We start from the raw sequence: 14,270 nt of genomic DNA, 5'->3' as shown, positions 1-14,270 counted from the left end.
GGGCGGTAGTCACCCGCAGCGCTCACCTGCCCCGCTGCGGCATACTGATCATCGCCTGCCCGATACCACAGAGGCAGGCAGCCACCATGCACGCCTTATGGCGTGCATTTTCTTTCATGGAATTGACCTATCGGCTCGGTTAAAATGATGGGCTGCCCAATACAGGAGCAGGCCACGCGTGGTGGGCCTGCCCGCCCTCGATACCGGAGTCGGCCATGACTGCTGCCAGCGAATCCCGAACTGTCCTGCCCGCCGACCGTGACCCCGTGTTACGCATGATGCCCATGCCGACCGACGCCAACTTCCACGGCGACGTATTCGGTGGCTGGATCATGGCCCAGCTCGACATCGCGGGTGCCATCCCGGCCTACCGCCGCGCGCGCGGGCGGGTGGCCACCGTCGCCGTCAATGCCATCCAGTTTCGCCAGCCGGTATTCGTCGGCGACCTGCTCAGTTTCTATGCCGACGTCATCCGTACGGGTACCACCTCGATCACGGTCGAGGTCGAGGTCTATGCACAGCGCCAGGACGGCAGCATTGTTCAGGTCACGGAAGCCACGCTGACCTATGTCGCCACCGACGACAGCCGTCAGCGACGTCCCCTGCCACCGCTGGAGTCGATCGCCCCATGACGCAGGAAGAAATCATCACCCGCCCGTTGCGCCGCCTCGACCCTGAGGATGCGCAAGAGGCACTGACACGCATCCAGGATGTGCTGCACCGCCAGCAACTGGTCTCTGATCTGGTCCACCGTCAGGAAGCTGGCGACGAACGCGCCGGTCTGGTCGAGTCCGTGGTCCAGCGCCAGCACGAAAGCGAAATCAAGGCACTGCTGGATGACCTCCATCCCGCCGACATCGCCTTTATCCTGGAGTCCCTGCCCAAGACCGAGCGCCAGGCCGTTTGGCAACTGGTCGGCACCGAACACGATGCCGACGTGCTGCTCGAAGTCGATGACTGGGTTCGCGAATCGCTGATCGAGGCCATGGACCGCCAGGACCTGGTGGCCGCGACCGAAACCCTCGATGCAGACGAACTGGCCGACCTCGCGCCCGACCTGCCGCCCGACGTGGTGGCCGAGGTCCAGAAGGGCCTGACCGAAGACGAGCGCGCCCAGTTGATCGAGGCCATGGGCTACCCCGAGGACAGCGTCGGTGCCATCATGGACTTCGACATGGTCCGGGTGCGCGAGGACACCACCCTCAAGGCCGTGCTGCGCTACCTGCGCCGCATGCGCGAACTGCCAGACCATACCGACCAGATTTTCGTGGTGGACCGGCAGGGTCGCCTGCAGGGCACGCTGTCGCTCTCGCGCCTGCTGGTAGGAGATCTCAAGTCCAAGGTACAGGATGTCCTGAGTCCCGACTATCTGTCGCTCAGTCCGCTCGACTCCGATGCCGATGCGGCACGGGCATTCGAACGCTACGATCTGGTCTCAGCCCCTGTGGTCGATGACCAGGGTCGCCTGGTCGGCCGCGTCACCATCTCCGAGGTGGTGGACGTGATCCGCGAAGACTCCGAAGAACAGGCCCTGTCACGTGCCGGTATGCAGGAAGAGGACATCTTCGCGCCAGTCGGCATGGCGTTGCGCAACCGCGCCCCCTGGCTGTTCCTCAACCTCTGTACGGCAGCCACGGCAGCATTCGTGGCCTCGCAGTTCGAAGACACCGTCAGCCACATCGTGGTGCTGGCCTTCCTGATGTCGATCGTTGCCGGCATTGGTGGCAACTCCGGCAACCAGACCATGACCATGATCATCCGTGCCCTGGCCATGGGCAGGATCACCGGTCACAACGTCTGGCAACTGGTCAAGCGCGAAATGACCATTACCGTGCTGGTCGGCCTGTGCGGCAGTGTCGGTGCCGCCTTGTTCGCCTGGCTGATTTCCCGGTCGATCCCGGTAGCGCTGGTCATGATGGCAGCCATGGTCTGCAACATGCTGGTGGGGACTACCATCGGCGTGCTGGTCCCCATGCTGCGTGCCCGCTTCGGCAAGGATCCCGCCATGGGCTCGTCAGTATTGCTGACGTTCGCGACCGACTCGCTGGGGTTTTTCATTTTCCTGGGGCTGGCGACACTGTTCCTGCTCTGAGCCGGTCAAGCAGGATCAAGGCCGGGCTTTCGATACCCGGCTGGCATGCCGCCAGGGCAAACAACCCAGCAGGATCACAATGACGCCACCGATCACGGTATCGAGCAAACGCTGCAGGGCGTCATCCACACTGCCCGTACCGGGTACGATCACATCGACCAGCATCAGGATCAGCGGCGTCAGGAAAACCGCCTGCAGAATGTACGAACGCTGCATGGCCCAGGGCAGGACACCGGCCAGCAATGCCATGATCAGCACAAACAGATAGCCCTTGGGCACCACAGCCAGAACCAGGGCACCGATGATCACCCCCACGACTGTACCGATGATGCGCTGCAGGGCACGGTCATAGATGGAACCAAAATCGGGCTTCATCACCAGCCCGACAGTCAGTGGAATCCAGAACCAATGGGGTGAACTGTCCAGCCAGCGAGCGCTGTAGGCCACGCCCAGGCACAGCGCCAGCGCCAGCGCCAGCGCCTGTTGCACTGCCCCGCCGACAGATGTCTCAGGCCGAGATGACGTTGCAGCCGCCACAGGCGCGGCAGTAGCGACCGTAGCAGTCTCAGAGACATCCTGGGCATGCCAGCCACGCACCAGGATTTCTGCGCCCAACAGCAATGCGTAAAAAGCGGCACCGACCAGGTACAGCACCGCAGGTTCCCAGAAAGGCGCGATGGCCGGCACACCCAGGGCAATTGATGCGACCAGCAGGGTTTGCAGCGTGCCGATCGACAGCATGCGCCCCCGGCTGTTCAAGAAGCCGGCCCCCAGCCCGATCAGCGCCATGAACAGCACTACCAGCCACCACGGCAACAGCCCCAGATAGCCTGCCAGGTAACCGAGCGCACCAATCGGCGCAGAGACGGCAAGCGTCAGGCAAACCTCGCGATAGGGGCCATAACGCTCCCCAGTCGCCATCATCAGGCATCCCATGGCGATCCACATACCCGTCATGATGTCACCCAGCGCAAGCCCGACAGCGAATGGCAAGCCGATGGAGAATGCGGCACGTATGGCACGGCTCCATCGCCACGTCGCCGGCTTCATGTGCAACAGGCCTTGCCCATGCACCTCATGCTGGGAGGTATTGGCTGATACAGGCATGCGACACTCCTATCCGAATACGCCTGCGGTGAACGGTCTACCACTCACCGCATTGAACAAACCCATGCACTCAGAAGGTATCCCAATCCGTATCTTCACTTGCCGGATTGGACGCCACCCCTGCCTTGGATGCAGCAGGGGAAGCGAGTTTGGCCGAGGCACGGGGCGAGCGCTCCGAGACTGTCGTCTTGGCCTGCGCACCAGCATGAGATGGTACAACAGGTCGGGCTGCAGGAGCCGAACGTCGCGGAGCCAACGCCTGAACAGGAGACTGCCCCTCTGCCAGCCTGAAGATACTGACAAGTTGTACCAGTTGTGCCGCCTGATCCTGCAGGCTCCCGGCTGCCGCAGTGGACTCCTCGACCAGGGCAGCATTTTGCTGCGTGACCTGATCCAGTTGATTCACCGCATCACTGACCTGGGAAATGCCTTGTGTCTGCTCATGCGTCGCAGTACCGATTTCCGTGATCAGTTCTGCCACACGACCGGCCTGGGATACGATCTGGTCAATCGTCACGCCCGCCTCGCTCACCAGACGGGACCCGGTTTCCACGCGCGACACACTATCCTCGATCAATGCCTTGATTTCACGCGCAGCCTGCGCGGACTTCTGCGCCAACGTCCTCACCTCTGCCGCCACGACAGCAAAACCACGCCCCTGCTCGCCTGCACGGGCCGCCTCTACCGCCGCATTCAAGGCAAGAATATTGGTCTGGAATGCAATCGAGTCAATCACACTGATGATGTCGCTGATCTTGCGCGAACTGGTAGAGATTTCACCCATGGTTTCGACCACATTTCCCACCACCATGCCGCCCTGGGCGGCCGTCGCACTCGCCTGGTTCGCCAGTTCAGAAGCGGCATGCACCGTATCGGCATTCTGGCGAATGGTTGAGTTCATCTCCTCCATGGAGGCCGCAGTCTGTTCAAGATTGGCCGCCTGGGCTTCCGTACGCTGGCTCAGGTCGGCACTGCCGGCCGCGACCTGGCGAGCACCGGTCGCAATCGATTCGCTGCTGCGCCGCACATCATTGACCATTCTGGCCAGATTGGCTCGCATGGACTCCATCGCGGCCAGCACACTGCTCTCGTCCCCCTCTTCGATCCGCACCCGAATCGCCAGATTGCCGTTGGCGACCTGCTGGGCTATCTCCGCTGCATAGGCAGGCTCACCGCCAAGCTGGCGCTTGATACGACGGGTAATCCACCACGCAATCCCTGCCCCCAGCAGCGCTGCCGCCAGGGCCAGAGCCAGCATGATCCTGCTCGCCAAGGCAGCCTGGGCCTCGACCAGATTCACCAGGTCGGACACTCTCTGCCGCTGATACTGGTCAATCTGCTCAAGCACACCAAAATAGACCGCCTGTGCCGGCTGCAACTCTTGCTCAAGTACCTTGCGTCCTTGATAGGACTCCTGCGCCAAGGCATGCGTCAGCAACCTGCGAAATATCTCCAGATAGACAACTCGCGTCTGGGTCAGTTTGCCAAACAGCTCCTTGCCCCGTTCCGACAGCATCGTCGCCTCCATTTTTTTCAGGAGGTCAATGTTTTCTGCGCTGGCATTTTCAAACCAGCGCTTTTCCGCTTCCATTTTCTGGACATCGGACGTCAGCAACATATTCCGGATGGCAATTGCGGCACCATCGAGATTCGAAGACATTTTCTGCACCCATGCCACCTTGGCGAGATGATCGGTCTCCAGCAGCACAATCTCTTCGCTCAGGCGATCCAACTGCACACGCCCGACCAGCGCCAGAGCCAGGGCCAATACGATAAGGGAGGCAAAACCGAGACCGAGCAGCTTGCCCAGTTTTATATTTTTCAGATTGAACATAGCAATACAACAATAGCCACAAAGGGGGTGATCAATGAGACGGCAGGAAATTCGCGACCAAAGACCACCACATGAAAACCACACACACCAACATGCAAAACATCAGGAATGAAATAAAACCCATAGGCCTCCAAGCCAGACCGGCCGCACCTGCGGTCGCATCGATTCCAAAATTATTCATCCCTTGTGGCACGCATAAAAAATGGGAGGCTTTCGCCTCCCATTCATCATTCACTGAAAACAGTGTTGCCATTATTGTTTTTTTTATGAAGCCATCTTGTCGCGATGGTTTTCAGGCCAGTCGCCCGTGGCAGTGCTTGAATTTCTTGCCACTGCCGCAAGGGCAGGGCTCGTTGCGACCCACCTTCGGCAGCCCCTGCAAGTCATGCTCGGCACCTGGCGGCAATCCTGCCTCGGCCCCCAACGCCTCGTCGTAGTCCAGCGAATGATGTTCCTGCACATTCTGCACGGCGGGCTGAGCGGCCTGCGCCTCGGCCTGCTCGACCTGCTCGGCTGACTGGATACGTACTGTCATCAGCACCTTTACCACGTCCATGCGGATGCGATCCAACATGTTGGAGAACAGTTCGAAGGCTTCGCGTTTGTACTCCTGCTTGGGATTCTTCTGCGCATAGCCGCGCAGGTGGATCCCCTGACGCAAGTGATCCAGCGAGGCCAAGTGCTCGCGCCACTGGGCATCGATGGCCTGAAGCAGGATGGAGCGCTTGAACTGCCCCCACATTTCGACGCCCACGCGCTCGACCTTGGTCTGATAGGCTTCGCGGGCAGCAGTCAGGACACGCTCCAGCAGATCATCGTCGGTCAGGCTGGTTTCCTTGGACAGCATGTCTGCCAGCGGCAGATCAAGCTGCCACTCATTGCGCAGCGCCTTTTCGAGGCCTTCGATATCCCACTGTTCCTCCACCGAGTCGGCTGGCACATAGCGACGGACCAGTTCTTCGAAGGTCGCATCGCGCAGATTCTCGACCATATCGGCCGCAGACTGCGCCTCCAGCACTTCATTGCGCTGACCATACAGCACCTTGCGCTGGTCGTTGGCAACATCGTCGTATTCGAGCAGTTGCTTGCGGATATCGAAGTTTCGGCCCTCGACCTTGCGTTGCGCCGATTCGATCGAACGCGTGACCATGCCGGCCTCGATCGGTTCACCTTCGGGCAGGCGCAGGCGTTCCATGATGGCGCGCACGCGGTCACCCGCGAAGATGCGCATCAGCGAATCATCGAGCGACAGGTAGAAACGCGACGAACCAGGATCGCCCTGGCGCCCAGCACGACCACGCAGTTGGTTGTCGATACGACGCGACTCGTGACGCTCGGTACCGATGATGCGCAGGCCGCCAGCGGCCTTGACCTGCTCGTTGGCCGGTTTCCACTCATCCTTGACCTGGGCGACGCGAGCCTGCTTTTCCGCTTCGCTCAGCGTTTCGTCGGCCATGATCAGGTCGACCTGCTTGTCGATACTGCCCCCCAGCACGATGTCGGTACCACGACCGGCCATGTTGGTGGCGATGGTGATGTGACCGGGCTTGCCGGCCTCGGCCACAATCATGGCTTCGCGGGCATGCTGCTTGGCATTGAGCACCTCATGCGGCAGCTTGGCCTTCTTGAGCATTTCCGCCAGCAGTTCGGAGTTTTCGATGCTGGTGGTACCGACCAGTACCGGCTGGCCACGCTCGTGGCAATCACGGATGTCGGCCAGGATGGCGTTGTATTTTTCCTGGTCGGTCTTGAAAATCTGATCGTTCTGGTCGATACGAACCATCGGCCGGTTGGTCGGGATAATGACCGTCTCGAGACCGTAGATTTCCTGGAATTCGTAGGCTTCGGTATCCGCCGTACCGGTCATGCCGGCCAGCTTGGCATACATGCGGAAGTAGTTCTGGAAGGTGATCGAGGCCAGGGTCTGGTTCTCGTTCTGGATCTTCACGCCTTCCTTGGCCTCGACCGCCTGGTGCAGGCCGTCGGACCAGCGCCGCCCTGTCATCAGGCGCCCGGTAAACTCATCAACAATGATCACTTCACCCGACTGCACCACATAGTGCTGGTCACGGTGGAACAGGTTGTGCGCCCGCAGCGATGCCATCAGGTGATGCAGCAGCGTGATGTAGCGCGGGTCGTACAACGACTCGCCCTCGGGCAGCAGCCCGAGCTGGGTCAGGGTGGCCTCGGCCTTTTCATGGCCGGCTTCCGACAGGTGAATCTGCTGCGCCTTTTCATCTACCCAGAAGTCGCCTTCGGGTTCCGGCTCGTGCGGCTTGGGTTCGCCTGCCATGCGGGTGAGCATACCGGGTACGACATTCATGCGAATGTACATTTCGGTATGGTCTTCAGCCTGGCCGGAGATGATCAGCGGCGTACGCGCCTCGTCGATCAGGATGGAGTCGACCTCATCGACCACGGCGAAATTCAGGACACGCTGGCGCCGATCCTCGGCACGGTACTCCATGTTGTCGCGCAGGTAGTCGAAACCGAATTCGTTGTTGGTGCCATAGGTGATGTCGGCCTGATAGGCAGCCTTTTTTTCGTCGTTGGGTTGCTGCGGCACCACCACGCCGACCGACAGGCCCAGAAAGCGATACAGGCGTCCCATCCACTCGGCATCACGGCGTGCCAGGTAGTCATTGACGGTCACCACATGCACACCCTTGCCCGAGATGGCATTCAGGTAGGCAGGCAGCGTCGCCATCAGGGTCTTGCCCTCACCCGTGCGCATTTCGGCGATCTTGCCCTGGTGCAGCACCATGCCACCGATCAGTTGCACGTCGAAGTGACGCATGCCGAACACGCGCTTGCCGGATTCGCGCACGACCGCGAACGCCTCGGGCAACAACGCATCCAGCGACTCACCTTTCTGGTGACGTGCCTGGAACTCGGCCGTCTTGGCGCTGAGCGCCTCGTCGCTCAATGCGGCGACGGAACTTTCGAGCGCATTGATCTGCGCGACCTGCTTGCGATACTGTTTGAGCAGTCGGTCATTGCGGCTGCCGATAAGTTTTTTGAGCAGAGATACCATGCTGGCTTCGATGTAGTTGGCGGATGATCGCAGAAAACACACCAGTGTACCGCAACCAGGGAGGGCTTCGTTGCAGGCCCATCGGGAGGCCTGCACGGGCTAACGGCTCAGCCGGCCGGTAGCGTCAATTCAGCGCAGCCGCTTCCGGCGTCACCATGCCGATGGCATCCGCCATTTTCACGGGGCTGTCGGCAGCGGCCAGGAACAGCTTGGGATCAAGCGGCTGCCCTGCCATCCGCACTTCGAAGTGCAGATGCGGGCCGGTAGAGCGGCCGGTAGAGCCGACCTTGGCGATTTCCTGGCCGCGCTCGATCAAGTCACCCGGCTTGACCAGCAGCTTGGAAGCATGCGCATAGCGCGTAATCAGGCCATGACCATGATCGATGACGACCATATTGCCGTAGCCACTGCTGAACTCGGCCTCGATCACCATGCCGCTGGCCGCAGCCACGATGGGCGTTTCACGCGGCGCGGAAAAGTCCAGACCTTCGTGCATGGCATAGCGCCCCGTCACCGGATTGCGACGCCAGCCATAGGAAGAAGAGAGATACGGATAATTCTTGACCGGCATGGTCGTGGGCAGGCGCACCCGATCCGCCTCGCGATAGGCCAGCGCGGCTTCGAACAACGCCAGTCGGTCCTTGTGCACATCCAGACGCTCCACCAGGCTGTCCAGCTCCCGGCCCAGCGACTGCGCAGAACGTTCTGCACCATTGCTAGCAGCCATCCCATCGATGGTATCCAGACCATCACCCGCACCGGCGTGTTCCCAGTCCATCGGCGGCTCATCCATGATCTGGCCCTCGCTGAGGGGCGCAGCCGTCAGGTCATCGACCTTGACATAGGGAATGTCGGCCATGCGCGCCACGCGCTGCGACATGGCATCGATGTTGAGCAACTGGGCTTCCAGCACACCCACCCGGGCTGCCAGCAAATTGACATTTTCACGCACGAACGACGCATCACGCCCCAGATCCTCGGTCGCCTGGAAGCGCAAACCCGTACCGACCTGAACTGGCTTATCATAGTGACGCTGCAACAGCGCACCGGCTGCGGCCGAAGCCAGAAGCGCCAGCGCCATGACCAGCACCAGCGGCATGCCGCTCAGTTTCCAGCGTCCGGCCCGTCCAGACCGGCTAATGCGCATCGCTATTTTCATTCCTGCCTGTCCTGCACTCTGTTCATATTGACTGTATCCATGACCCGTCGTGTTCCCGGCCGATTCCCTGCCCGTTCTTCCGGCCATACCGTCACCGGCTGGCTGGGCCACGACCAGCGCGCCGCCAATGTCATGGCAATGGCGCAGTATCACCTGCGGCTCGAACAGGCACTGGCACAACTGCTGCCCACCGGCTTCGGTGCCGACATCCGCATTGCCCGCGTCGATGCACAGCAACTGGTCCTGGCCGTACCCGGCCCGGCACATGCGGCCAAGCTCAGACAGATGGCCCCTTCGCTTGCACAGAAGCTGCAGGCAGGCGGATGGCAGGTCGGCGAGATCCGCGTACAGGTCCAGGCAGGCCTCACGGCCGTCCTGCATCCTGCGTCTCGCCCCCCCAAATCGGTCACGCCCCTGGGGCCACAGGCGCTGGATGCATTCCAGCAGTTGCATGACCAATTGCAGCCAGGAGAACTGGCCGATGCCGTGGCCCGTCTGCTGACGCATCACGGCACCGGAAACAAGACCTGAAAGGCCTTCGCCCGGCTACGATCCGGTGCCAGGCACCGGTTGCTGCATACCCGACCCGCGCAGGATCAGGCGAACTTCCAGTCCCGCTGGAAAGTCACCGGGACGTTCTCATCGGATGTATAGGACACAAGCTCCCAGGCATCCTGGCGCGCCAGCACGGCACGCGCCAGCTGGTTGTTGAGGCCGTGGCCGGACTTGCTGGCGACATAGCGCGCCACCAGCGGGTGGCCGATCAGATACAGATCGCCGATCGCGTCGAGAATCTTGTGCTTGACGAACTCGTCTTCGTAACGCAGCCCGTCGGCATTGAGCACACGGTATTCGTCCATGACGATGGCGTTGTCGAGACTGCCGCCACGGGCCAGTCCCATCGAACGCAGCGCCTCGACTTCGTTGACGAAACCGAAGGTGCGCGCACGCGCCACTTCGCGCACATACGAATGCCGGGCGAAATCGATTTCGGCGAAGCTGGCGGTCGAATCAATGGCCGGATGGCGAAAATCGATGGAAAAATTCAGAGCATAGCCGTCGTAGGGCTCCAGGCGCGCCCACTTGGCCTTGGGGCCTTCGCCTTCGCGGACTTCGACCGGTTTGAGAATCTTGAGGAACCGCTTGGGTGCCGACTGCTCGACCAGCCCGGCGGAACGCAGCAGGTACACGAAGGTACCGGCGCTGCCGTCCATGATGGGAACTTCTTCGGCAGTCAGGTCGATATGGATGTTATCAATGCCCAGACCTGCCAGGGCCGACATCAGGTGTTCGACCGTGGAAACACGCACATTGCCCTGCTGCAGCACGGAAGCCAGACGCGTATCGTGCACCATGTGCGCCTGCGCGGGGAGATCCACCACCTCGGGCAGATCCACGCGATGGAACACGATGCCGGTGTCCGGCGCGGCCGGACGCAGCACCAGTTCGACCCGAAGACCGGAGTGGAGGCCAACACCTGTCGTGCGAACGATATTCTGGATAGTGCGCTGTCGAAACATGGGCAATGTAAAAAACGCAAAATCGGATTGTAGCGCCGTTACTGCCGTGACGCGACAACCCGGCCATCACGCCGCGCCTGGGGGACGCAACGCGATGGCGAGTGAGAGAGTTGGAACGGATCTGAACCGTTAAGTTCAATCCGCCTGCTTGCGCAGGAAGGCCGGAATGTCGAAATGGTCCATGCCAGCCGTTTCCATGGCGCGCACCTGGGCAGTTGCCTGGCCACGCTCGCGCATGCGGATCACGGTCGGGATTTCCAGGCCACCTTGCGGTTGCTGCGCCACCGGCATATCGTCGGTACCGGTACGCACTGCCGTTTCGACATCATGCACCAGCTGCGGGCGCGATACCGCACGGCCCAGCCCCGTCGCGACCACGGTCACACGCAGGTCATCGCCCATGCTTTCGTCGTAGGCCGTACCGAAGATCACGGTGGCATCCTCGGAGGCATGTACGCGAATGGTGTCCATGATTTCGCGGGTTTCGCGCATCTTAAGCGAACGGCTTGCCGTGATGTTGACCAGCACGCCACGCGCACCATTGAGGTCGATGCCTTCCAGCAGCGGGCACGCAATTGCCTGCTCGGCCGCCACCTTGGCACGATCCTGACCCTTGGCCACGGCAGTGCCCATCATCGCCTGGCCCTGCTCGCCCATGATGGTCTTCACGTCCTCGAAGTCGACGTTCACATTGCCTTCGACATTGATGATCTCGGCGATCCCGGCGCAGGCATTGTGCAGCACGTCGTCCGCGCTCTTGAAGCAGTCTTCCTGGGTCGCATCCTCATCCATCAGGTCATACAGCTTCTCGTTGAGCACCACGATCAGCGAATGCACATGACGCGACAGATCATTGATACCCTCTTCGGCCAGACGCATGCGCTTGCTGCCCTCGAAGCAGAACGGCTTGGTGACCACACCCACGGTCAGGATGCCCAGTTCCTTGGCGACTTCGGCCACGACAGGTGCTGCACCGGTACCCGTACCGCCACCCATGCCGGCAGTAATGAACACCATATGCGCACCATTGAGCGCCGCACGGATTTCCTCGCGTGCCGTTTCTGCTGCGGCACGGCCCTGTTCGGGCTTGGCACCGGCACCCAAGCCGGTACGGCCGAGGCGAATCTGCACCGGCGCACCGCTGGCAACCAGTGCCTGCGCATCGGTATTGGCGCACACGAAATCGACGCCACCCACACCACCACGCATCATGTGCGAGATCGCGTTGCCACCGGCACCGCCGACCCCGACTACCTTGATCACGGTGCCCTTCGTATTGTTGTCCAGCATTTCAAAGTTCATCATAGTGACTCCCTCACAAAGTCGAAATAATCAAATCTCCTGACGGCCAACTACTTGCTATCGGCACGGTGGACACAGAGTCCTTCGTGCCATCCCCAGTGAAAAACGCCACAGGCGTCTTCCTTTGCGCATCGCCGCCGGCCATTCGGCAACACGTTTCTGCACGGTCCCGCATCAATTCATGAACCATTCCTTCATGCGGGTCAGAATCCTCTTGAAACTGCCATTCTGCTGCGCCACATGACGGCCACGCAGGCGCTGCATGCGTGCCTCGGCCAGCAGGCCCATCACCGTCGAGAAGCGTGGATTGCGCATCACATCGGCCAGGCTGCCTTCGTATTCCGGCACGGCCACCCGCACCGGCTTGAGGAACACATCCTCGGCCAGCTCGACCAGCCCCGGCATCTGCGACGTTCCACCTGTCAGCACGATGCCCGAAGCCACCAGGTCGTCATAGCCGGATTCGCGGATCACCTGCTGTACGAGCGAGAACAGTTCTTCCACACGCGGTTCGATCACCGCGCCCAGTGCCTGGCGCTTGACCCGGCGCGTCTCGCGGTCGCCCAGACCGGAGACTTCCACTGTCTCGTCGGGACTGACCAGGATCTGCTTGGCCACACCGAAACACAGCTTGAGATCTTCGGCATCAGGCGTGGGCGTACGCAGCATGGCGGCGATATCGTTGGTGATCTGGTCGCCGGCGATCGGGATCACGGCGGTATGGCGAATCGCGCCGCCAGTGAAGATCGCCACGTCGGTGGTACCACCACCGATATCGACCAGCACCACACCCAGCTCTTTCTCGTCGGGCGTCAGGCAGGCCAGGCTGGAGGCCAGCGGCTGCAGGATCAGATCCTGCACTTCCAGGCCGCAGCGGCGCACGCATTTGACGATATTCTGGGCGGCACTGACTGCACCGGTCACGATGTGCACCCGCACCTCCAGGCGCAGGCCGCTCATGCCGATCGGCTCGCGGATATCTTCCTGTCCATCGACGATGAATTCCTGCGTCAGCACATGCAGCACCTGCTGATCGGTCGGAATATTGACGGCCTTGGCCGTCTCGATCACCCGCGCCACATCGGTCGCCGTGACTTCCTTGTCTTTGACCGCCACCATGCCGCTGGAGTTGAAGCTGCGGATATGGTTGCCGGCAATGCCGGTATAGACGTCACGGATCTTGCAATCGGCCATCAGCTCGGCCTCTTCGAGCGCGCGCTGGATGGAGTTGACCGTGGTCTCGATGTTCACGACCACGCCCTTGCGCATGCCGTGCGACTCGTGCTGGCCCAGGCCAAGCACTTCGAAGCGGCCGCCGGGCAATACCTCTGCAACTACCGCCACCACTTTACTGGTGCCGATGTCCAGGGCAACGATCAGGTCTTTGATGTCACGAGTCATGGCGTCAACGTTTGTTTTTGGGTTGTTGTGTGGCAGGCGGATCGGCCAGCGTCAGGGCAAATCCGTTCGGGTAGCGCAGGTCCGCCTGCAAAATGCCGGTTTCCGCGCCCAACTGTTTCTGGACCACCGGCCATGCCTGCACGAAGCGGCGAATCCGCGCAGCAAAGGGCAAGGCTCCCGTCACGCCCTGGGGATTGGGTGCTTCCGCCCCCGGATCGCGCCCCAGGTTGAGCAACAGGCCGTTGGAAAGCGCCGACTGCCAGGCATAGCGAGGGCTGAGCGCGATGCTTTGCACCTGCAGCCCCAGCGGCTCGAACCAGCGCGCCAGTTCGGCATAGCGTTGCACCACCAGCCGCTCGGTGCCCTCGGGTCCGGCCAGTTGCGGCAAAACCTGATCGTCGTCCAGCTCGCCCTGGTTGGCCGTGAAGGCCTCGCCCCAGGTATTGATCATCTGGCTCTCGTTCCAGAACGCAAAAGGCTGGTGCTCTTCGATCTGCACGCGCAGGATGTTGGGCCAGACCCGCCGGACCGAAGCCCGCCGCACCCAGGGCACGGTTTCGAACAGCTCCCGCGTGGCATCCAGGTCCACGGTGAAAAAGTTGCCCTGCAACCGCCCTGCCGTGGCTGCCCGCACGGCAGCCTCCGAGACATAGTGCAACTCGCCATCGCCCCCGGCCTCCAACTCGATGGCACTCAACTGGAAGGCCGGCCGCTGCACCAGCCAGCCGACCGTCGCAACGGCCAACAGCAGGATGGCCAGCGCCGTCAAGGCGTTGGCGATCAGGTTGATGGTTCGGGCTTCGTTCCACACGTGTCATCCC

General features: G+C 61.5%; 11 protein-coding genes. 3 read left to right on the top strand and 8 right to left on the bottom strand.

Features of this window, described 5'->3' with window-relative positions:
- Nucleotides 1-215 precede the first annotated feature (215 nt).
- Entirely contained in the window at nt 216-632 is a 417-nt protein-coding gene (locus tag DD235_RS10230; protein ID WP_109061995.1) for an acyl-CoA thioesterase, read from the top strand.
- Nucleotides 629-2,092, top strand: coding sequence for a magnesium transporter (gene mgtE, locus DD235_RS10225; protein ID WP_109061994.1), 1,464 nt, complete (start codon nt 629-631; stop codon nt 2,090-2,092). Before DD235_RS10230 ends, mgtE begins: the two co-directional genes overlap by 4 nt.
- 15 nt (nt 2,093-2,107) lie before the next feature.
- Here the strand turns inward: mgtE and DD235_RS10220 are convergent, their stop codons facing one another.
- The 4 genes from DD235_RS10220 to DD235_RS10205 form a co-directional block, all read right to left on the bottom strand.
- Nucleotides 2,108-3,199, bottom strand: coding sequence for an FUSC family protein (locus DD235_RS10220; RefSeq protein WP_109061993.1), 1,092 nt, complete (start codon nt 3,197-3,199; stop codon nt 2,108-2,110).
- 70 nt (nt 3,200-3,269) lie between these two features.
- Complete coding sequence (locus DD235_RS10215) at nt 3,270-5,033, bottom strand: methyl-accepting chemotaxis protein (protein WP_109061992.1); 1,764 nt, start codon at nt 5,031-5,033, stop codon at nt 3,270-3,272.
- Between the two features lie 292 nt (nt 5,034-5,325).
- A complete protein-coding gene (gene secA, locus DD235_RS10210; protein ID WP_109062269.1) occupies nt 5,326-8,067 on the bottom strand; it encodes a preprotein translocase subunit SecA in 2,742 nt (913 codons plus the stop codon).
- Nucleotides 8,068-8,191: 124 nt separating this feature from the next.
- Nucleotides 8,192-9,214, bottom strand: coding sequence for a M23 family metallopeptidase (locus DD235_RS10205; RefSeq protein WP_109061991.1), 1,023 nt, complete (start codon nt 9,212-9,214; stop codon nt 8,192-8,194).
- Nucleotides 9,215-9,265: 51 nt separating this feature from the next.
- On the opposite strand from DD235_RS10205, the gene DD235_RS10200 reads away from it, so the two are divergent.
- On the top strand, nt 9,266-9,757 hold the full coding sequence (locus DD235_RS10200) for a DciA family protein (protein ID WP_109061990.1): 492 nt from the start codon (nt 9,266-9,268) through the stop codon (nt 9,755-9,757).
- A 65-nt stretch (nt 9,758-9,822) separates the two neighbouring features.
- Here the strand turns inward: DD235_RS10200 and lpxC are convergent, their stop codons facing one another.
- From lpxC to DD235_RS10180, 4 genes are all read right to left on the bottom strand, one after another.
- Nucleotides 9,823-10,746, bottom strand: coding sequence for a UDP-3-O-acyl-N-acetylglucosamine deacetylase (gene lpxC / locus DD235_RS10195; RefSeq protein ID WP_109061989.1), 924 nt, complete (start codon nt 10,744-10,746; stop codon nt 9,823-9,825).
- A gap of 135 nt (nt 10,747-10,881) precedes the next feature.
- Nucleotides 10,882-12,051, bottom strand: coding sequence for a cell division protein FtsZ (gene ftsZ, locus DD235_RS10190; RefSeq protein ID WP_109061988.1), 1,170 nt, complete (start codon nt 12,049-12,051; stop codon nt 10,882-10,884).
- 171 nt (nt 12,052-12,222) lie between these two features.
- Entirely contained in the window at nt 12,223-13,449 is a 1,227-nt protein-coding gene (ftsA, locus tag DD235_RS10185) for a cell division protein FtsA (protein WP_109061987.1), read from the bottom strand.
- 4 nt (nt 13,450-13,453) lie between these two features.
- Entirely contained in the window at nt 13,454-14,260 is an 807-nt protein-coding gene (locus DD235_RS10180) for a cell division protein FtsQ/DivIB (protein WP_109061986.1), read from the bottom strand.
- Nucleotides 14,261-14,270: the final 10 nt, after the last annotated feature.

The sequence above is a fragment of the Corticimicrobacter populi genome (assembly GCF_003123725.1).
GTDB lineage: Bacteria > Pseudomonadota > Gammaproteobacteria > Burkholderiales > Burkholderiaceae_B > Corticimicrobacter > Corticimicrobacter populi.
This window is presented reverse-complemented; position numbering and strand designations above follow the sequence as displayed.

Coding starts and splice junctions, on each gene's coding strand:
- DD235_RS10230 (WP_109061995.1), top strand. CDS start 216: ATGACTGCTGCCAGCGAATCCCGAACTGTCCTGCCCGCCGACCGTGAC.
- mgtE (WP_109061994.1), top strand. CDS start 629: ATGACGCAGGAAGAAATCATCACCCGCCCGTTGCGCCGCCTCGACCCT.
- DD235_RS10220 (WP_109061993.1), bottom strand. CDS start 3,199: ATGCCTGTATCAGCCAATACCTCCCAGCATGAGGTGCATGGGCAAGGC.
- DD235_RS10215 (WP_109061992.1), bottom strand. CDS start 5,033: ATGTTCAATCTGAAAAATATAAAACTGGGCAAGCTGCTCGGTCTCGGT.
- secA (WP_109062269.1), bottom strand. CDS start 8,067: ATGGTATCTCTGCTCAAAAAACTTATCGGCAGCCGCAATGACCGACTG.
- DD235_RS10205 (WP_109061991.1), bottom strand. CDS start 9,214: ATGCGCATTAGCCGGTCTGGACGGGCCGGACGCTGGAAACTGAGCGGC.
- DD235_RS10200 (WP_109061990.1), top strand. CDS start 9,266: ATGACCCGTCGTGTTCCCGGCCGATTCCCTGCCCGTTCTTCCGGCCAT.
- lpxC (WP_109061989.1), bottom strand. CDS start 10,746: ATGTTTCGACAGCGCACTATCCAGAATATCGTTCGCACGACAGGTGTT.
- ftsZ (WP_109061988.1), bottom strand. CDS start 12,051: ATGATGAACTTTGAAATGCTGGACAACAATACGAAGGGCACCGTGATC.
- ftsA (WP_109061987.1), bottom strand. CDS start 13,449: ATGACTCGTGACATCAAAGACCTGATCGTTGCCCTGGACATCGGCACC.